Source organism: Ancrocorticia sp. (assembly GCF_052089425.1).
Taxonomy (GTDB): Bacteria; Actinomycetota; Actinomycetes; order Actinomycetales; family Actinomycetaceae; genus Ancrocorticia.
The window spans coordinates 1-16,010 of the sequence record NZ_JBQCZW010000042.1; the positions used below are offsets into that span (position 1 = coordinate 1).

The window sequence follows — 16,010 nt, forward strand, 5'->3', positions numbered from 1 at the left end:
GCCTGGCATTTTCACACTCGACACACTATTAGACACTCAACCACCACACCCACACTTCAACCCCAGACCCTCAACCGAGGACCTCAAGTCAAAAGAGGCAACCACTCAAGATTACACATCCCAGACCAGCCTGTCAAACAAGCCATCCAACCACATAACCTTCAGGGTTTCACCACCACAAGGCTCCAGTTCCCAGCCAGATCAACCAACTTCGAAACCATCACCACGCTTTCCGGCGGCAGATAAAAAGCTTACGCACCAACCCACCACCACGCAAACCCAAACCACGTAACCTACCCCACACCCGGCGCCGATACCATCCAAACGCCCGAGATACCAACGAAAAGTCGCGGTCATGCACGGAAGCCAGAGGTGGCACAGCGTGCATTACTCCCCCACGTGCACTACGGCGAGGTTCTTCTTGCCCTTGCGCAAAAGAACGATGCCGCTGGGAAGGACGTCGCCCGCATCAAGCACTTGACCCGCATCCGTCACCTTCGCGTTATTGACGTTGAGCCCGCCAGATGCAGCAGTCCGCCGCGCAGCCCCAACGCCCTTCTCCAGTCCGGCCCGCACGAACAGCTCAACGACGGGCGTGCCCACTGGTGCCACCGCGCTCGGCAGCTCCGCAACAGCGTCCCCGAGGGTCCTAGCGTCAAGAGAATCCAGCGCCTCACCACCGAACAGGGCACGCGAAGCCTGAATCACTCGCTCGGTCGCCTCCGCCCCATGGACCCAGCTCGTCACGTCGGAGGCAAGCACGCGTTGGGCCTCACGCGCCTGAGGCCGCTCCCCGTGCACCTTCTCAAGTTCTTCGATTTCCTCACGGCTTCGGAAGGTGAACACCTTGAGCATGCGGATCACATCGTCATCGGCCGTGTTGAGCCAGAACTGGTAGAACTTGTAGGGCGAAAGCATGTCAGGGTTCAGCCAAATGGCCCCGCCCTCAGATTTGCCGAACTTGCTGCCGTCTGACTTCGTGATGAGTGGGTTGGTCAGCACGTGAACGCTCTGGCCTTCCACCTTGCGGATCAGGTCCATGCCTCCTACGAGGTTGCCCCACTGATCGTTTCCGCCCACTTCCAATGTGCAGCCGTGGCGGCGGAATAGTTCAAGGTAATCGTTCGCCTGAAGGATCTGGTAGCTGAATTCGGTGTAGGAAATGCCGTCCTCGGATTCGAGCCGGCGCGCCACGATATCCTTGGACAGCATGGTCCCCATCCGGAAGTGCTTGCCAATATCGCGCAGCAGATCAATCGCACTGAGCTCGCTCGTCCAGTCAAGATTGTTGACCATCCGCGCCGGATTCGCCCCGTCAAAATCGAGCAGGTTTTCCAGTTGCCCCTTGAGGCTATCCGCCCATTCAGCCACGACATCTCGAGAGTTCATCGTCCGCTCGCCAACAGGCCGCGGATCGCCGATCAGCCCAGTTGCACCACCCACCAACGCAAGGGGGTGATGCCCCGCAAGCTGGAGGTGACGCATGAGCTTGACGGCCACAAGGTGGCCGTGGTGCAGAGAAGGCGCGGTTGGATCGAAGCCACAATAGAACGTCAGGGGCCCCTCGTTCAGCGCACTACGGAGTGCGTCAATATCGGTGTGCTGGGCGATGAGCCCGCGCCACTGGAGTTCGTCGAGGACGTCCATGTGTTCTTTGCCTTTCTCTGGCTGCACCCGGCTTTCGGGCACAGGTTCTAGTGTGCCCGGCAACGCCCGGCATGTGTTAATTGTGTCCATGCCCGGCCCGCCTAGGCGCCTACGATGTCGCCTAGTTTCAGCGCCGTGTCCGCTGATATCTGCGTCCCGCACATCCGCGGGGTCCACCGCACCGTGGGATCTAACAGTTTCAGGTCCGCGAGCGGGAATGGATCGTCAAGCGGAAGCAGCGTGGTCAGGTCCAGATTGACGAAGCCCGTGTCCGGCCTTTTCGCATCCGGATTCCAGTGCGGACCAATCCAGATCTCCGATTGGATGGTTCCCAACGCGATCGCGCCCTTGGGATGCCACCCCACCTTGACCATGACGGCCAGATCTCCAGGCTCCATTCCGCGGCGCCGCGTGCCCGTGTTCCAGTCTACCTCCACGCTCCCGCCCGCTTCCACGCGCGGCATCCACCGCTCCCAGTCCGGGTACGGATTGTAGTGAAGTCCGGGATTCACGAGAAAGAGAAACGCATTCACTTTCGCGATCCGCCCTTTTTATAGGCAGAGACCGTGGGATCACCCGGGATCCAGAAGCGCCACGGGTACACACCGCCGTCGCCTCCGATTCCGGACACGCCCACGCGTGGTCCCGTTTGTAGCGGGGCTGGGTGGTCAGGAGTGGCGACGACGACGATCCTCTCCTGCCCGCTCCCCACCAGCAGTTCGCCGTCAACACACAGGCTGGCTCCATCCCACTCGCGATTAATCGCGAGGCACCGGGTGAGGTTGGCCGGCCCGCGCGCCAGATCACGCGAGCGAACCACGCCAGGGCGGCGCTCCCGTGCCAACTCCTCGCCACCAACGATCTCTCCAGCCCGTATCAGGCAGCCTCCCGCCTTACCTTCTGGCCAGCACACGATGTTCATGCAGTAATGCATCCCGTAGGTGAAGTACACATAGAGGTGGCCCGGCGCCAAGAACATCGTGGCGTTGCGGGCGCTCTTGCCTTTGAAGGCATGAGAGGCAGGATCTGCCGCGCCAAGATAGGCTTCCACCTCCGTGACTCGCACGCGCACGCCATGAGCTTCAAGGGTCGCACCCAGCAACTGCGGGGCCACGTCCAAAGGGTTCGCTGTGAGATCGAGGGTCATGGTGGATTCGTCGTCGTCCAAACTACTTCCAGGACTCAACTCTCGAATCGGTGAACGAACGAAAACGCTGGACCGCTTCGCGTGCGCCGTCCAGCTGCTCACGCACTCGAACCGGCGCTGTACCCCCGGCGCCGCTGCGTGCGTTGACTGAACCACTCACGGACAGGACCGAATGGACCTCGGGAGTGAGCCGGACATCCAACGCTGCCAAATCGTCATCACTCAAATCCCACAACTCGATGCCGCGCGCTTCGCACGAACGTACACAGGCGCCAGAAATCTCGTGAGCCTCGCGGAAGGGGACGCCTTGGCGTACCAGCCACTCGGCGATATCGGTGGCCAGCGAAAAGCCCTGCGGGGCCAGATCCGCCATGCGCTCGTAGTTCAGGCGCATCGTGGCAATCATCCCGGATACGGCGGGCAGCAGCACATCGAACGTATCAATCTGATCGAAAACCGGCTCCTTATCCTCCTGAAGATCGCGATCATATGCCAGCGGAAGGCCCTTGAGGGTTGCAAGCAGGCCCGTCAGGTCCCCGATCACGCGTCCAGCCTTGCCCCGGGCCAATTCAGCGATGTCCGGATTCTTCTTCTGCGGCATGATGGAGGAACCGGTGGAAAACGAATCGTCCAGCGTGACGTACCCAAATTCCTTCGTATTCCAGATGATGATTTCCTCGCTGATACGGGAAATATCGATGCCGATCTGCGCCATGATGTAGGCGAACTCCGCGGTGGTATCACGGGCCGAGGTGCCGTCGATCGAATTCTCTGTGACCCCAACGAAGCCCAGATCCCCGGCGATTGCCTGCGGATCCATATCCAGCGTATTTCCGGCCAGCGCACCCGAGCCGTACGGGCTCAGGGCAGCGCGCGCATCCCAATCGGTCAGGCGATCAATATCGCGGAGCATCGGCCATGCATGTGCCAGCAGTTGGTGCGCAACCAGAACCGGTTGGGCGTGCTGCATGTGGGTGCGCCCCGGCATGACTGAATCGCCTGCCGCTCCAGCTTGATCGATGAGGGCGTTCACCACATCCAGCAGCTTGCCGCCGATGATACGGGCCTCATCACGCAGGTACATCCGAATGAGAGTGGCGATCTGATCATTGCGCGAGCGTCCGGCCCGGAGCTTGCCGCCCAAGTGTTCGCCCGCGCGCTCTAGCAGGCCACGCTCCAGAGCGGTGTGAACGTCCTCATCACCGGGGGCCGGAACGAATGCGCCGGAGGCTACATCGGCATCCAAGCGGTCCAGAGCCGCCAACATCTGTGCGAGCTCCTCAGCGCTCAACAGCCCCGCCTTGGCGAGCCCGCGCGCATGAGCACGCGACCCTGCCACGTCATAGGCGGCAAGGCGCCAATCAAACTGGGTAGATCGGGACAACTCTGTCAGGGCGTCAGCAGGGCCACCATCGAACCGGCCACCCCACAAGGCAATGCTTTCACTCATGCGTTCCATGGTAGACGGTCCATCCGACACATCGCGGGACCGACCTACAGACGGCCACCGAATCTGCGCCGATAGGTTTCCCACAGATCCCTGAACGTCTGGCCGTCACTCTCGCGGCACCAGGCATCCAACGCGCCCGCCGTGGTCCCGGCAGCTTCTCGCGAAGCAGCCGAGGCAGAATCAACCGTTGAACCGCCATCAAGTTGGAGGCGGCCATCCTCCGTCACTGTGAGGCGGTGCTCCTCTTCCTTGCTTGGGCGCTTCCAGACAAACGTATCGCCAGCACTCATGATGCCCGTTGCCACAACGTCAGACACTTGGATGCGCCTATTGGGTCGGACGGGCTGGCCGTCCTTGGACTGCACCAATTCTGCTTCGGTCAGCTTCGTCAAATCCACACCGTCGCTGTCACGGATAATCGCCCAGAATCCCGCCACCGCGCTCACGAGGGCGTTGTGCCGCTCCGTCAATTCTTCGTTCGTCAATTCCGGTGCGTCGATCCCCGTGACGGCAATACTGCGGTTCGCCTCCGGAACGGCAGTCGTAAAGGTGCGAATATCGTCCCAGCTGTTCGCCTTTTCAACGCGCGTATTGCGCCCCTTGAGCAGCACGAGCGCACCCAATTTGTTTCGCCACGCGGTCCGATCAACGCGATCAGAGATCCCCTCCGTCACGCCTGCCGGGACGATGCTTGCAACACTGACGGATCGGCCCAAACTGACTGGCTTACCCGTCAGGGACATGTGGGCTCTGGACAACACAAGCTTTCTCATCTGATTGCGCGCCAGATCGCCCTTGAGTTGGAGCACAGCCTTCTGCCTGACGTCATCAGGAATACCAGAGTTGGCAATGAAATCTTCCGGATTGGAGGCATCGGCATCGAGGTAGCGGAGCATGTGAATCATGCGTTCGCTACGCTTTTCGCTCGGAACTCGCGCGACAGAATACACGCCGAATACCCGCTCGAGTTCTTTGAGAACCTTGCCCAGCTGTTCCGCATCGTCTACGTAACGCGCCACAGCCCACATCGCCACCGGCTTCCACTCTTGCGAGGGGTATTCTGCTAGGCGGTCCAGCCATACCAGCACACTATCGGGCAAGTCTGTGGAGCTGGGGCGTACCCCGGCGCTGATCAACGCATACGCTCTGGCGTGGGGCAAGAGGACCTTGTCAATAAAATCTTCACCGCTGCCAGATTCCAACTCGCGATCCAGCACGTTCTCTGCAAAATCTTCGATAAGCGATCGCTTTGCCCGGGTCTTGCGCGTGAGGACCAACAGGTGTTGGAAGAAGGCGTCAGGGCTGTCACGCATAGGTTCGAGCGCTTCATCCCAGAGCTGGGCATAGTGGCCGCGATTCTCCGGCTGGACAGCACCAATGACCTGCGCCTTGAAAATGTCCGCAGCTGATAGCGGCATGCCGCGCCGGTTGAGCACGCCGAAGATTCGGTGGGCGGAGACGAAGGAGGATGTTGTGACAACTACCAAGTACACGTTTTTGGCAACATACTGTAGGAACTGTGCCGCCTTTTCATCGGCGAGGACATCTCCCAGGGCTTCCAAGATGGCATCGATGTTTCGGCGGATGTGCCGTTGGCCGGTCGAATCCAGATCAGCCATCTCCAGATCGCGTAACCCCAGCAAATCACCGCCAACAATGTACTCGCGGTAGAACTCATCGTCCGGATCGCGAAGCTGCAATCGTGGGCCGGCCTTGGCCCCGGAGATCGAATTCTCCTTGACCGTCAGCATTCCCGTGAGGTCGTCCTTGCTGGACTGATCGGTTTGACTGTCTCGAAGCACTGCCAAGAGAAGCGTCAGCGTAATGAGGCGCTGCTGGCCGTCAATAACGTCAAACTCTTGGGTATTCGGATCATCCTTGACCACAACAATGGACCCAAGAAAATAGGAATCTTCATCATCCCGCCATGCGGACAGGAGATCATCAATGAGCTGGTAGGCGTTCTCAAATTCCCACGAGTAGGGCCGCTGAAAATCGGGGATTCGATAGTGCCTATCCTCTCGAAACACGTCGATAATCCTGTGTTCGCCAGCTTCTAAAGCCATCAATTCCTCCTCGAAGTGCGCCACCAGTACTCTTCTGTGCGAAATTCAACCTATCAGGCCGATCACACCTGCGCATGCCTGCTCCTCATGTGAAACACGTAGCCGCGGGAGTCATACACTTTGTCGCTACACTTGCGTCATGGATTTACGTGGACGCTCTTTTCTCAAAGAATCTGACTTCACCCCGGCCGAGTGGCTGGGGCTCATTGATTTGGCCGCCCAGCTCAAGGCTGAAACTGCAGCTGGTCAGGAACCCCAGCGCCTCACCGGCAAATCGATCGCGCTGATCTTCGAGAAGACCTCAACGCGCACGCGGTGTGCCTTCGAGGTGGCCGCCTTCCAGCAGGGCGCCCATACGACGTATCTGGATCCGTCCAGTTCACAGATCGGCCACAAGGAATCCGTGGCAGATACGGCGCGAGTACTCGGGCGGTTCTACGATGGCATCGAGTTCCGCGGGGACCTCCAAACTCACGTCGAAGAACTGGCCGAACACTCCGGCGTTCCCGTATTCAACGGGCTCACGGACTCGTGGCATCCCACCCAGATGCTGGCCGATGCGCTGACGATTCGCGAACACACCGGCAAGCCGTTCAATCAGGTGGTGCACGCCTACCTAGGTGACGGGCGCTTTAACACCGGGCGCTCTCTGCTGGTTTCCTCCGCGATGCTGGGCATGGACGTGCGCATCGTGGCACCTCCTGCCTATCAACCGGACGCCGAGGCGGTCCAGATCGCGCAGAGCTTCGCCGCCCAGACTGGCGCACGCATCACGATCACCGATGATGTTGAGGCCGGTGTGGCGGGCGCGGACGTTATTTCTACAGACGTGTGGGTATCCATGGGCGAACCCAAGAGCGTGTGGAATTCTCGCGTGGAGGATCTGCGGGATTACCAAGTGAACACGCGTGTCATGGAGCTGACCGGAAACCCAGATGCGATCTTCATGCACTGCCTGCCCGCGTTCCACGATCTAGAGACGGCTGTGGGGCGTCAAGTATTCGAGGCAACTGGGATGCATGCTCTCGAAGTGACTGATGAGGTGTTTTCCTCCCGCCAGTCCGTCGTGTTCGATCAGGCCGAAAACCGGATGCACACCATCAAGGCCGTCATGGTGGCCATGCTTACATGAGAAGCAGGAGCGAGAGCGCCATCACCGCCATGCCAATGATGAGGCCGCCGATGGCAAGGTGGTGCTCTCCGTATTCTTCCGCGGATGGAAGAAGCTCATCCAAGGAGATGTACACCATGATGCCGGCCACACCCGCGAACGCGATACCGAACACCGTATCGCTCATGAACGGGCGGAGGATGAGGTAGCCAATCACGGCACCCAGTGGCTCTGCCAGCCCCGAGCCGAAGGACAGCCAGAACGCCTTGCTCCGGCTCTTTGTCGCGTAATAGATGGGTGCCGATACGGCGATTCCCTCTGGGATGTTGTGCAGCGCAATGGCAACCGCAATGGGAACAGCAATTTCCGGCGATTGCAGGCCGGAGATAAAGGTGGCGAAGCCTTCCGGGAAATTGTGAATGGCAATCGCCACCGCGGTGAAGATGCCGGTGCGATAGAGCCTGCTCTGATCGGCGCTGATCGACGTAGCCGTACCGGCCCGAATGTCCTTGACGCCCAGAGCATTGGCCGGCTCGTGCGGATTAACTTCCGACGGAACCAGCTTGTCAATAATCGCGATCACTGCGATGCCACCAAAGAAGGCGCCAGCAGTGGCCCAAGCCCCAGCGCCCGCACCCAGATCCGACGATAGTGCTCGCTGGGCCTGCGGGAACAGCTCGATCATGGACACGTAGATCATGACCCCAGCTGAAAAGCCGAGAAGCACGGAGAGATACCGCGGATCTTGACGGCGCGAGAAGAAGGCGATCGTTGAGCCAATTCCCGTCGATAGGCCGGCCACAACAGTCAGCAGAAACGCAAATCCTACGTTGCCCATTCTCACTCCTCGCTCCGGATTTCGGCACGCCGAAACCTTCCGACTTTTGCCTGTAACACTACCAAGAAGAAGCGAATAGTGCCGGGACTGTGGTCCTCCGGACCCTAGCCCTGTAACGCGAAATCAAAACCCTGAGCCGCCGCTACCCGCATCATGCGGGTGCGCAACGGATTCTCCACGCGCAGCTTATCTGCCGTCTGCTTCGTGAAGGTATCGGATGGTTTGCCACCCTCACGCAGATCGTAGTAGGTCCGCATTACCTCGTCGTATTCCGCCAGCTCAGCGCTCCAAGAGTCCGGTTCGCGATAGCCGTTTTCCATCACCCGCAAGCTCATCTCCATGCGCGGCTTGAGCTGAGGTTCCTGCGCGGGATGCCCCAAGGACAATCCCACAATGGGGAACGTGAGATCGGGAAGGCCAAGCAGCCTAATCACGCGAGCAACATCATTGAGCACGTTGCCAAAGTAGTTCGTGCCCAGCCCGAGGGATTCCGCGGCAACCACAATATTCTGCGCCATCAACGCGGAATCCGTGACGGCCTCCATGAAACAGTTCATGGAGCCACCAAATGGTTCGGCAACCCCCTGTTCCTTCGCGATCTCTTGGGTGCGGTGAGTGTCCGCCACAATCACCAGCAACTCCGGGGCGCGCGCCATGTAGGCCTGCGTGGCGATCTCCGCCATCTCATCCTTGATTGCTTGATCCGTGATGCGGATGATGGAGGTCTGCTGGAGTCCGCGCGAGCTGGCCGTGGCGCGTGCCACTGCCATTAACTGCGCAAAATCTTCCTCTGATACGGGTTCGCCGGTGAACTCGCGGATTGTGCGGTGATTGAGCTGTATTTCTATTGTGCTGTTTTCTGGCTGCATGTTCTCAGTATCTCACTCGATCCTCGCGCCGCGCCCCGCCTTGGCATGTTTCGAGCCTCATAGCTACCTTTGGCAACGGCTCGGCTAGACTCCTTGCGAAAGGAAGCGATGAACACTCGATTTTTCACAGTTCCGGGCAGCGACCGGACGTATGACCGCAACATTATTCTGGCGGTCCTGCTTATTTCGCTCATGATGTCACTGCTCCAAGTGAGCTCGGTGAACAACCTTCTGCCATCAATCCATTCGGCGTTGAATACCACCGATTCGGCCACGCAGTGGATTCTCTCCGGTTTCACCTTGGCCATCGGCGTCATGCTGGTTCCCGCCGGACGAATGGGTGATCTTGCCGGGCGCTCGGGAATGTTTGTCCTTGGCCTAGGCGTCTTCGCTCTGGCATCTCTTGGCGTGGGACTTGCCCCGAATCCCCTCTTCCTCAACATCATGCGAGTGTTCCAAGGCTTCGGCGCTGGCATTTACTCCCCGCAAGTGACGGGGATGATCCTCCAGTACTTCCAAGGTAAGGCGCGTGCCAAAGCCTTCGGACTCATGGGACTGGTCGTGTCCATGTCCGTGGCCGTTGGTCCCGTGCTTTCGGGCTCCATGGTGGCCCTGTTCGGCCCGGATCCGGGCTGGCGCGTTTCCTTCTTCCTCAACGTACCGATCGCCGCCATCGCAATGATCGCCTCTTGGCGCTACCTGCCCTTCACCCACCAGAAGACGCGGCACCATCTGGACATTGATCCCTTCGGGATGCTGCAGCTCGTCCTAGCCGTCCTGTGCATCATGACCCCGTTCATGAGCACCGCCTCCTGGCGCTGGTACCTGCTGATTGGCGGCGCCGTCCTGCTGGTGACCTGGGTGATCTGGGAACAGAAGTATGAGCTGCGCGGCAAGGAACCGATGGTGTCCGTGAACTTGTTCAGGACCCAATCGTTCGGGTATTGCACCGCAATCTCCGGCCTGCAGTTCCTCGGTTCGTCCTCATTGTTCGTCGTGTTAGCCATGTTCCTGCAGCAGGGGCTTGGCGTCAGCGCCCTGTGGGTGGGCCTCGTTGGCCTGCCCAATGCGCTCGCCTCCGGCTACATGGCCGTGTGGTCCGGCCGCCATGCTCTCGATCACGGCAAAAGCATCCAAGTATTCGCCCTAGCCACCATGGTGGCCACCACGCTGCTCATCATCCTCGTGGCCTGGGGCATGATGCACCACGATTGGCCGATATGGATCATGTCCATCGCCCTCATCCCCATCGGTCTGGGCGCAGGCTCCATGGGCGCGGCCAACCAAACTCAAGGCATGTTGGATGTGCCCCCGAGCCACGGCGGCGCCGCCGGCGGCGTTCTCCAGACCGTCCAAAGGGTCTCCACCGCCATCGGCAACGCCATGATCACCGGTGTATTCTTCGCAGCCAACCAAGAAGGCCATACCGCCGATCACTGGTTCCAAGGCTTCGCTTCGAGCCTCGTTGTGGTTGCAGTATGCGTGGGTGCAGCGGCGCTCGTTGCCCTCCGGTATTGGCGGGTTTCGCGGAATAAATAACGACGACGGGACGCTCGCGTGCGTAGGTGGGGCCTATGGTCCCACTACCGTAGGGAACGTTTTACTATACGATAAGTGGATCGTTCAGAGGAGATATGGGAAATGATCTAGAATCCACTTCATGTATCAGGTGCTGGCGCCCTCACCCAATGAAGGGTTCGCGTCCGGCCGCATGAAGAAGTATGCATTCTATTCATTTACTTTATCTACGCTGGGTCCTTCATACGATCACAGCGGCAGAGGAAACTCATGCAACTCTTCGATAAATATCCAACGTGGCTGTGGGCTCTCCGATTCGGATTCCATGCGAGTCCATGGAGCGCCATCCCATCAACCATATTGATGGTTTTGGCGGCCCTGATTCCCGCAATCAACGTTCTACTGGTGCGGCAGCTTGCCGAAGGTCTCGCCCTAGATGACAGCATCTTGCCACTAATTCTCATCGCAGGACTAGTGTTCGGAGCTGGTGGAGCCCTACAACAGATCACGTTTGCCGTTTCGCGAATTCACGCGGTCAGGATGGTGACCATTGCGTCTGAGTACTTCGATAAGACGTTAGCCTGCTCGGACGCACGAGACTACTCGTCGTCAGATTTCATGAGACGTGTGAGAAATGCTCGACAAGGTATCACGGAAGGTCATGTATCCTCCCAATTCCAAGCAACCGTCAATATACTGTGTGCCCTCATCACGGCTGCATCCTTGGCCTCGGCTCTCTGGGACCTCAGCGCCAAGGCCGCATTGGTTAGCCTTCTAGCGCCGATACCAACAATGATTGCCTATGCGTGGTACGGGAGGAAAGAGTCTCATTATTGGCCAAAAGCTAGCGAGCAGAGCCGCCGGGCAACTTATCTTCAGGACCAGATCGCCTACCAACGCACGGGTACTGAACTATCAAGTTTGGACGCTTCAGGCGAGATCGCGAAATTGGCAAGTTCTCACCGCCGCAACCATCTGCGTATCAGGCAACGCCTCGAGGGGATGGCAGTATGTTCCGATAGCGCCTCCGGGATCGTGACCATGTTTCTATTCTGCGGCGCGCTCATTTTCCTCTATCAAGACTCTGTCCATGAAACAGGCGCTATATACGCGAGAATTATCGGTTTGATGAGTGGAATCGGAGCCATGTCCGGCATCGGATACCAGATCGGAGAACTCGTCACCTCAATGCCCGCCAATAGCCGCCTTCGCACGTTCCTCAACTCTGGCAAGAAAGACAAAAGATTGCTTCCAATAGAACGGGTGGGCACCCTCAGCGGGAGCGACATTTGCGTGCACTACGGCGATCTGTGCGCTGTGAACAACGTATCGATGACCGCATATAGCAGTGGACTGTGCGCGCTTGTTGGAGAGAACGGTTCCGGTAAGACTTCCCTCATCAAGGCAATCATGAACATTCAAGATTGCGCGACCGGTTGCATCTATCTTGATCAGACCCAGATCAACCTTGAAAAAGACACTGATGTCTCCTTCCCGTTTGCAATGGTCCAGCAGGATTACGGCAGGTATGAGATCACGGTACGTGAGTTCGTCACGTTAGGAAGCGTGAGACACCCGCTTACGGATGCCATGCTGTGGGAGGCACTTGCCTGCGCTGAAGCACGAGATTTCGTCGAAGAACTTCCCGATGGGTTGGACACGTTGCTTGGGGTCCAATGGGGTGGAGTGGACGTCTCGGGAGGGCAGTGGCAACGCCTCGCCATCGCTAGAGCCTTCCTTAGCGATGCACCAGTATGGTTCCTCGACGAACCAACAAGCGCAATCGATGCCCCCACGGAGCAGAAGATCTTCGACCGGCTCGCGCAGGAAGCTAATAACCGGTTTATCATTCTGAGCAGCCACAGAGTCTCCACGCTGCGATCAGCGCAGCAGATCTTTGTATTACAGAAGGAGCGGATCGCCGAGTCTGGTTCATACCCTGAGCTTCTCGCGGAAGGCACAGAGTTCCGGCACATGTTCGAATCCCAGCTGAAAGCAGATTGAGGAGAGCGACGGGACCCTCGGTTGTTGAGGGTCCCGTCTAGCTATGCTTAGGACGGGGCTACCACGTAGTCTCGTAGATCTATCCGGCGATCTTCCCGATCGGCAATCGTGGGATCGTGAGTCACCACCAAAAGCGCACCTCCACGTTCTCTGATCGTGTCAAAGAGCAAATCGGCTACCTCATCACGCGTCTGCGTATCGAGCGATCCGGTCGGCTCATCCGCAATCACCAGCTCAGGGTTCGTACTCAACGCCCTCATCATGGCAGTACGCTGCCGCTCGCCACCGGATAGATCCTCGGCACGAGTATCTGTTGGTACCCCCACTCCCGAAAGCATGTCACGCGCCTCGTCCATACGGGAAGCATACTTATGTGGCTGATTCATCATGAGAGCCACAGCGATATTCTCGGCGGCCGTCAACTCAGGCAACAGCTCGCCATCCTGAAATACCACCCCGATATGCTCGCGCCGAATAGCTGCGGACTTTGTTGGCCCCAACCCGTCAACTTGCAGCCCACACACATGGATGCTGCCACTTCGGGGTTGGTTCATCCCAAGAATGGTTGAGAGAAGCGTGGATTTACCTGAGCCTGACGGACCAACTACCGCCACACTCTCACCCTCACCGATTACGAGCGTCAAGCCACGGAACAACTCCCGCCCCGGCACCTCGCACGCAAGTTCGTTAATATCGAGAATCACTTTGTGCCAACCTTCCACATCGAGAATGCCCTTCGGCTCTCAGCAATAGCCGCTACCCACCCGACGAACGCCACAACACCTGTCATCAGCCCAGCAGCAAGGACAAACGGTATCAGTTGAGCGATCGCCGATCCCATACTCATCGCTAGGGCACTTCCTAGCATCAACGAAAGCAGCATCCCGATTAAGTATCCGACTGCAAGCGGAACACACACGCGATCAGCTGCAACCCTACGAATGACACCGGGTGAACCCGACAGGACAGTCAGAGGCGCAAGGCGGCGCGCGGTCCGAGTCGCGTCCTCAACCAATGCGAAACACACGCCCGTCAGGAGCATTCCTAGACCAACGAGCCCCATCCAACCAATCCAGTTCGCTCGTTGCACTCCAGCACTGGTTCCGTAATAAAAGGAGGCACTTGGCTCATTGACCCGCCACATGGGGGCGGAATACTCAGCGACTACCTGTTTGATGTGGGAAACATCCACTGAACCGGATTCGCCCGCAACCACGGCATAGTTGTAGGTGATGTCCCAGTTCTCGCGTTGTTCCTCTGAAAAGACCAACAACTCCGATTGGGGAACGACCTTCGTGCTTCCTGCCGTCTTGTCTTCAATGGTGTAGTGGACGTAACGATTGAGGAGGTCGTCTGGCGTGGTACCCGATATAACAGTGTCATCCAAACCGTCACCGAGCGCCCCTATTTCCATCACGGGATTCTCATCACCAGTGTCAACGCGAGTAATCAAAATAGTTGCATCAGGCTCCGTTTGGTGAAGAGCATCGAGCATTTCTTTAATCTGATCGGTTCGTGCACCTGGCACCGGGTACATCTCAGCCACTTGCCCCGAAAACTCCTCGTAGGATGCCAACGCTTCCTTGTTAAAGGATGCGCGCGCAATCAGCATAATCAAAACCTGGGACGTGATGAGAGCTGTAGCCACAAGGATAAGTGCCAACTGTGTCAGCCTTCGTCCTGACCACAGGATTCCAGCGGAACCAATCAATCCGCCCGGATCGTTGCGTGATGCTGCTTTATCTTTGGCCGGGCGTGCCCACCAACTCATACATAGAGCGACGAGATCCTGCACCGTCACGATCACTGTGAGCAAGACCGCGAGGTACAAAACAAACAGAAGCAGTGCCGCACCCTTATTGACAAGAATCATCAAGATGATCGCAATAGGAACGGAGAAGACACAGATTCCAGCCTTCACCGTGCTATACGGTTTCTCCCGATCTTTGGGCCTATTAAGAGCAATACGGGTGGGAACTCGGACAGACTGCCCCAAGAGTAATCCCACGAAACTGGCAATTACCAGAAGGGCCAGCAAAATGATCCACAGAGCGTTAGCACGGACGTCATCCGCCAGAACCACGTAATTGCGCCATGGGAGCTTGATATCTGCAACGTACCAGGGCAGCGAACTCACTAATCCAATAAAGGAACCGGCAATTACAGGTCGCCAGATCTGCTCAGCCTGCCACCAGATGCGGTCACGAGTAGAAAAACCAAGCGTCAGTAAAACGAGGTTACAACGGCGCCGATGCTCCAAACCGCTCCGAGATGACACCACACATACAAGAACAACGGCGAGGCCAATCGTCATACCGTAGGCTGCGAAAAAGCGCCACACCGGCTCCCGTTCAAGCGCATCTTGAAACATTCCAGAATCAGTCTGCGCACCAAAGCCACTCGCTGGATACATGCTCTGCTCATCCACCACATCAGCGCCCGGTCGAACATACGCGATCTTTTCAGTGGGACTTGCTAGTCCTTCCAGATCAATCGTCCCTGCGAATGTTCCATAGCGAGATTCGATTCCTTCGGACTGCCCAGCGGCCAGTAGAGCTGGTGACAAAAGAACTTCACCTTCCTCGGGCCACTCATGTACGCCGGCGGGTAAAGGGGCATCGTCATTGAGTGGTAGAAGATAGACCACCATCGTATCCTCAGGAGCATTCAGTAAGGAATCGTGAACATCGATATACAAGAGCTCTGCGTCCGAAGAATCATCCGGGATGATAGGCGTGCGTGCCTGATCTCTAGCAGTTGTCCCGGAATAGGCTGCGCCAATTACTCCAACGCCAATAGCGGCGATTGCCAGTACCAGCGCAGCAAATACAAGCGGTGCGGGAGTGAGCCACCGAGAGCGGCCCGGGCGCGAAGCTGAAGCCCTCACACCCGGACCAACAACCGTTCTCGTCATCGTCAGTGCTTCCAGCTACCGCAATCCACTGGGAGTGGGGCCGGGTTTGACCTGCAAATCTTATCGTTCGTAATGTTTGAACTGACCGATGCCGAGGTCGTGGTTCCATACCCGAGCTTGTTAGCCAGAGATTTGTTAGACTGCCCGCTGTTGTACTTGAACTCCGTTGTCACAAACTTGTTGTCAGCCGCATTATCCTTGAGCTTGATAGTCTTTGCACTAACGGTTACTTTTCCACCCATGGATGTGTGCGTCCAGCTTCCAGCCATCGCCGGAGCAGACATCGAAAACGCTACGCAAGCACCTGCGATGCACGCCGCGACTTTGTGCGAAATGTTGTACCTCATTGTTATCCCCTTTCCGGGGGTTGGGGGAGGGAGTCTCCAGTGGCGCCCGTTACCTTGTTGACAGGTCCTTTTGACGGGTGTTGATTGGGCTTGTCGGTC

General features: G+C 58.0%; 12 protein-coding genes. 3 read left to right on the forward strand and 9 right to left on the reverse strand.

Annotated elements, in window-relative coordinates:
• Positions 1-387 precede the first annotated feature (387 nt).
• The 5 genes from tyrS to ACTHV6_RS10535 all read right to left on the reverse strand — a co-directional run bounded on the left by tyrS (position 388) and on the right by ACTHV6_RS10535 (position 6,310).
• Positions 388-1,647, reverse strand: coding sequence for a tyrosine--tRNA ligase (gene tyrS, locus ACTHV6_RS10515; protein ID WP_441387488.1), 1,260 nt, complete (start codon positions 1,645-1,647; stop codon positions 388-390).
• Between the two features lie 101 nt (positions 1,648-1,748).
• Positions 1,749-2,180, reverse strand: coding sequence for a hypothetical protein (locus tag ACTHV6_RS10520; RefSeq protein WP_441387470.1), 432 nt, complete (start codon positions 2,178-2,180; stop codon positions 1,749-1,751).
• On the reverse strand, positions 2,177-2,794 hold the full coding sequence (locus ACTHV6_RS10525; RefSeq protein WP_441387471.1) for a DNA-3-methyladenine glycosylase: 618 nt from the start codon (positions 2,792-2,794) through the stop codon (positions 2,177-2,179). The genes ACTHV6_RS10520 and ACTHV6_RS10525 overlap by 4 nt, the downstream gene beginning before the upstream one ends.
• Positions 2,795-2,816: 22 nt before the next feature.
• Positions 2,817-4,244, reverse strand: coding sequence for an argininosuccinate lyase (argH, locus tag ACTHV6_RS10530; RefSeq protein ID WP_441387472.1), 1,428 nt, complete (start codon positions 4,242-4,244; stop codon positions 2,817-2,819).
• A 44-nt stretch (positions 4,245-4,288) separates the two neighbouring features.
• Complete coding sequence (locus tag ACTHV6_RS10535; protein ID WP_441387474.1) at positions 4,289-6,310, reverse strand: GmrSD restriction endonuclease domain-containing protein; 2,022 nt, start codon at positions 6,308-6,310, stop codon at positions 4,289-4,291.
• A gap of 139 nt (positions 6,311-6,449) precedes the next feature.
• Here ACTHV6_RS10535 and argF point away from each other — a divergent pair, with 139 nt between their 5' ends.
• The gene (argF, locus tag ACTHV6_RS10540; RefSeq protein WP_441387476.1) at positions 6,450-7,442 is read left to right on the forward strand and encodes an ornithine carbamoyltransferase; all 993 of its coding nucleotides are present in this window, start codon (positions 6,450-6,452) and stop codon (positions 7,440-7,442) included.
• Here argF and zupT read toward each other — a convergent pair.
• Entirely contained in the window at positions 7,435-8,259 is an 825-nt protein-coding gene (zupT, locus tag ACTHV6_RS10545) for a zinc transporter ZupT (protein ID WP_441387478.1), read from the reverse strand. The genes argF and zupT overlap by 8 nt on opposite strands.
• Before the next feature lie 104 nt (positions 8,260-8,363).
• On the reverse strand, positions 8,364-9,128 hold the full coding sequence (locus tag ACTHV6_RS10550) for an NADPH-dependent oxidoreductase (protein WP_441387479.1): 765 nt from the start codon (positions 9,126-9,128) through the stop codon (positions 8,364-8,366).
• A gap of 108 nt (positions 9,129-9,236) precedes the next feature.
• On the opposite strand from ACTHV6_RS10550, the gene ACTHV6_RS10555 reads away from it, so the two are divergent.
• Both ACTHV6_RS10555 and ACTHV6_RS10560 read left to right on the forward strand, forming a co-directional pair.
• Positions 9,237-10,667, forward strand: a complete 1,431-nt coding sequence (locus tag ACTHV6_RS10555) for an MFS transporter (RefSeq protein WP_441387481.1) — start codon at positions 9,237-9,239, stop codon at positions 10,665-10,667.
• 249 nt (positions 10,668-10,916) lie between these two features.
• A complete protein-coding gene (locus ACTHV6_RS10560) occupies positions 10,917-12,650 on the forward strand; it encodes an ATP-binding cassette domain-containing protein (RefSeq protein WP_441387483.1) in 1,734 nt (577 codons plus the stop codon).
• Between the two features lie 47 nt (positions 12,651-12,697).
• Here ACTHV6_RS10560 and ACTHV6_RS10565 read toward each other — a convergent pair whose 3' ends face one another.
• A complete protein-coding gene (locus ACTHV6_RS10565) occupies positions 12,698-13,354 on the reverse strand; it encodes an ABC transporter ATP-binding protein (RefSeq protein ID WP_441387484.1) in 657 nt (218 codons plus the stop codon).
• Entirely contained in the window at positions 13,351-15,564 is a 2,214-nt protein-coding gene (locus tag ACTHV6_RS10570) for a hypothetical protein (RefSeq protein ID WP_441387486.1), read from the reverse strand. The genes ACTHV6_RS10565 and ACTHV6_RS10570 overlap by 4 nt, the downstream gene beginning before the upstream one ends.
• Between the last annotated feature and the right edge of the window lie 446 nt (positions 15,565-16,010).

What these genes read in the sequence shown, in the direction of transcription:
- argH (WP_441387472.1), bottom strand. Translation starts at nt 4,244, where the DNA reads ATGAGTGAAAGCATTGCCTTGTGGGGTGGCCGGTTCGATGGTGGCCCT.
- ACTHV6_RS10570 (WP_441387486.1), bottom strand. Translation starts at nt 15,564, where the DNA reads ATGACGAGAACGGTTGTTGGTCCGGGTGTGAGGGCTTCAGCTTCGCGC.
- ACTHV6_RS10560 (WP_441387483.1), top strand. Translation starts at nt 10,917, where the DNA reads ATGCAACTCTTCGATAAATATCCAACGTGGCTGTGGGCTCTCCGATTC.
- ACTHV6_RS10550 (WP_441387479.1), bottom strand. Translation starts at nt 9,128, where the DNA reads ATGCAGCCAGAAAACAGCACAATAGAAATACAGCTCAATCACCGCACA.
- argF (WP_441387476.1), top strand. Translation starts at nt 6,450, where the DNA reads ATGGATTTACGTGGACGCTCTTTTCTCAAAGAATCTGACTTCACCCCG.
- zupT (WP_441387478.1), bottom strand. Translation starts at nt 8,259, where the DNA reads ATGGGCAACGTAGGATTTGCGTTTCTGCTGACTGTTGTGGCCGGCCTA.
- ACTHV6_RS10555 (WP_441387481.1), top strand. Translation starts at nt 9,237, where the DNA reads ATGAACACTCGATTTTTCACAGTTCCGGGCAGCGACCGGACGTATGAC.
- ACTHV6_RS10525 (WP_441387471.1), bottom strand. Translation starts at nt 2,794, where the DNA reads ATGACCCTCGATCTCACAGCGAACCCTTTGGACGTGGCCCCGCAGTTG.
- tyrS (WP_441387488.1), bottom strand. Translation starts at nt 1,647, where the DNA reads ATGGACGTCCTCGACGAACTCCAGTGGCGCGGGCTCATCGCCCAGCAC.
- ACTHV6_RS10535 (WP_441387474.1), bottom strand. Translation starts at nt 6,310, where the DNA reads ATGGCTTTAGAAGCTGGCGAACACAGGATTATCGACGTGTTTCGAGAG.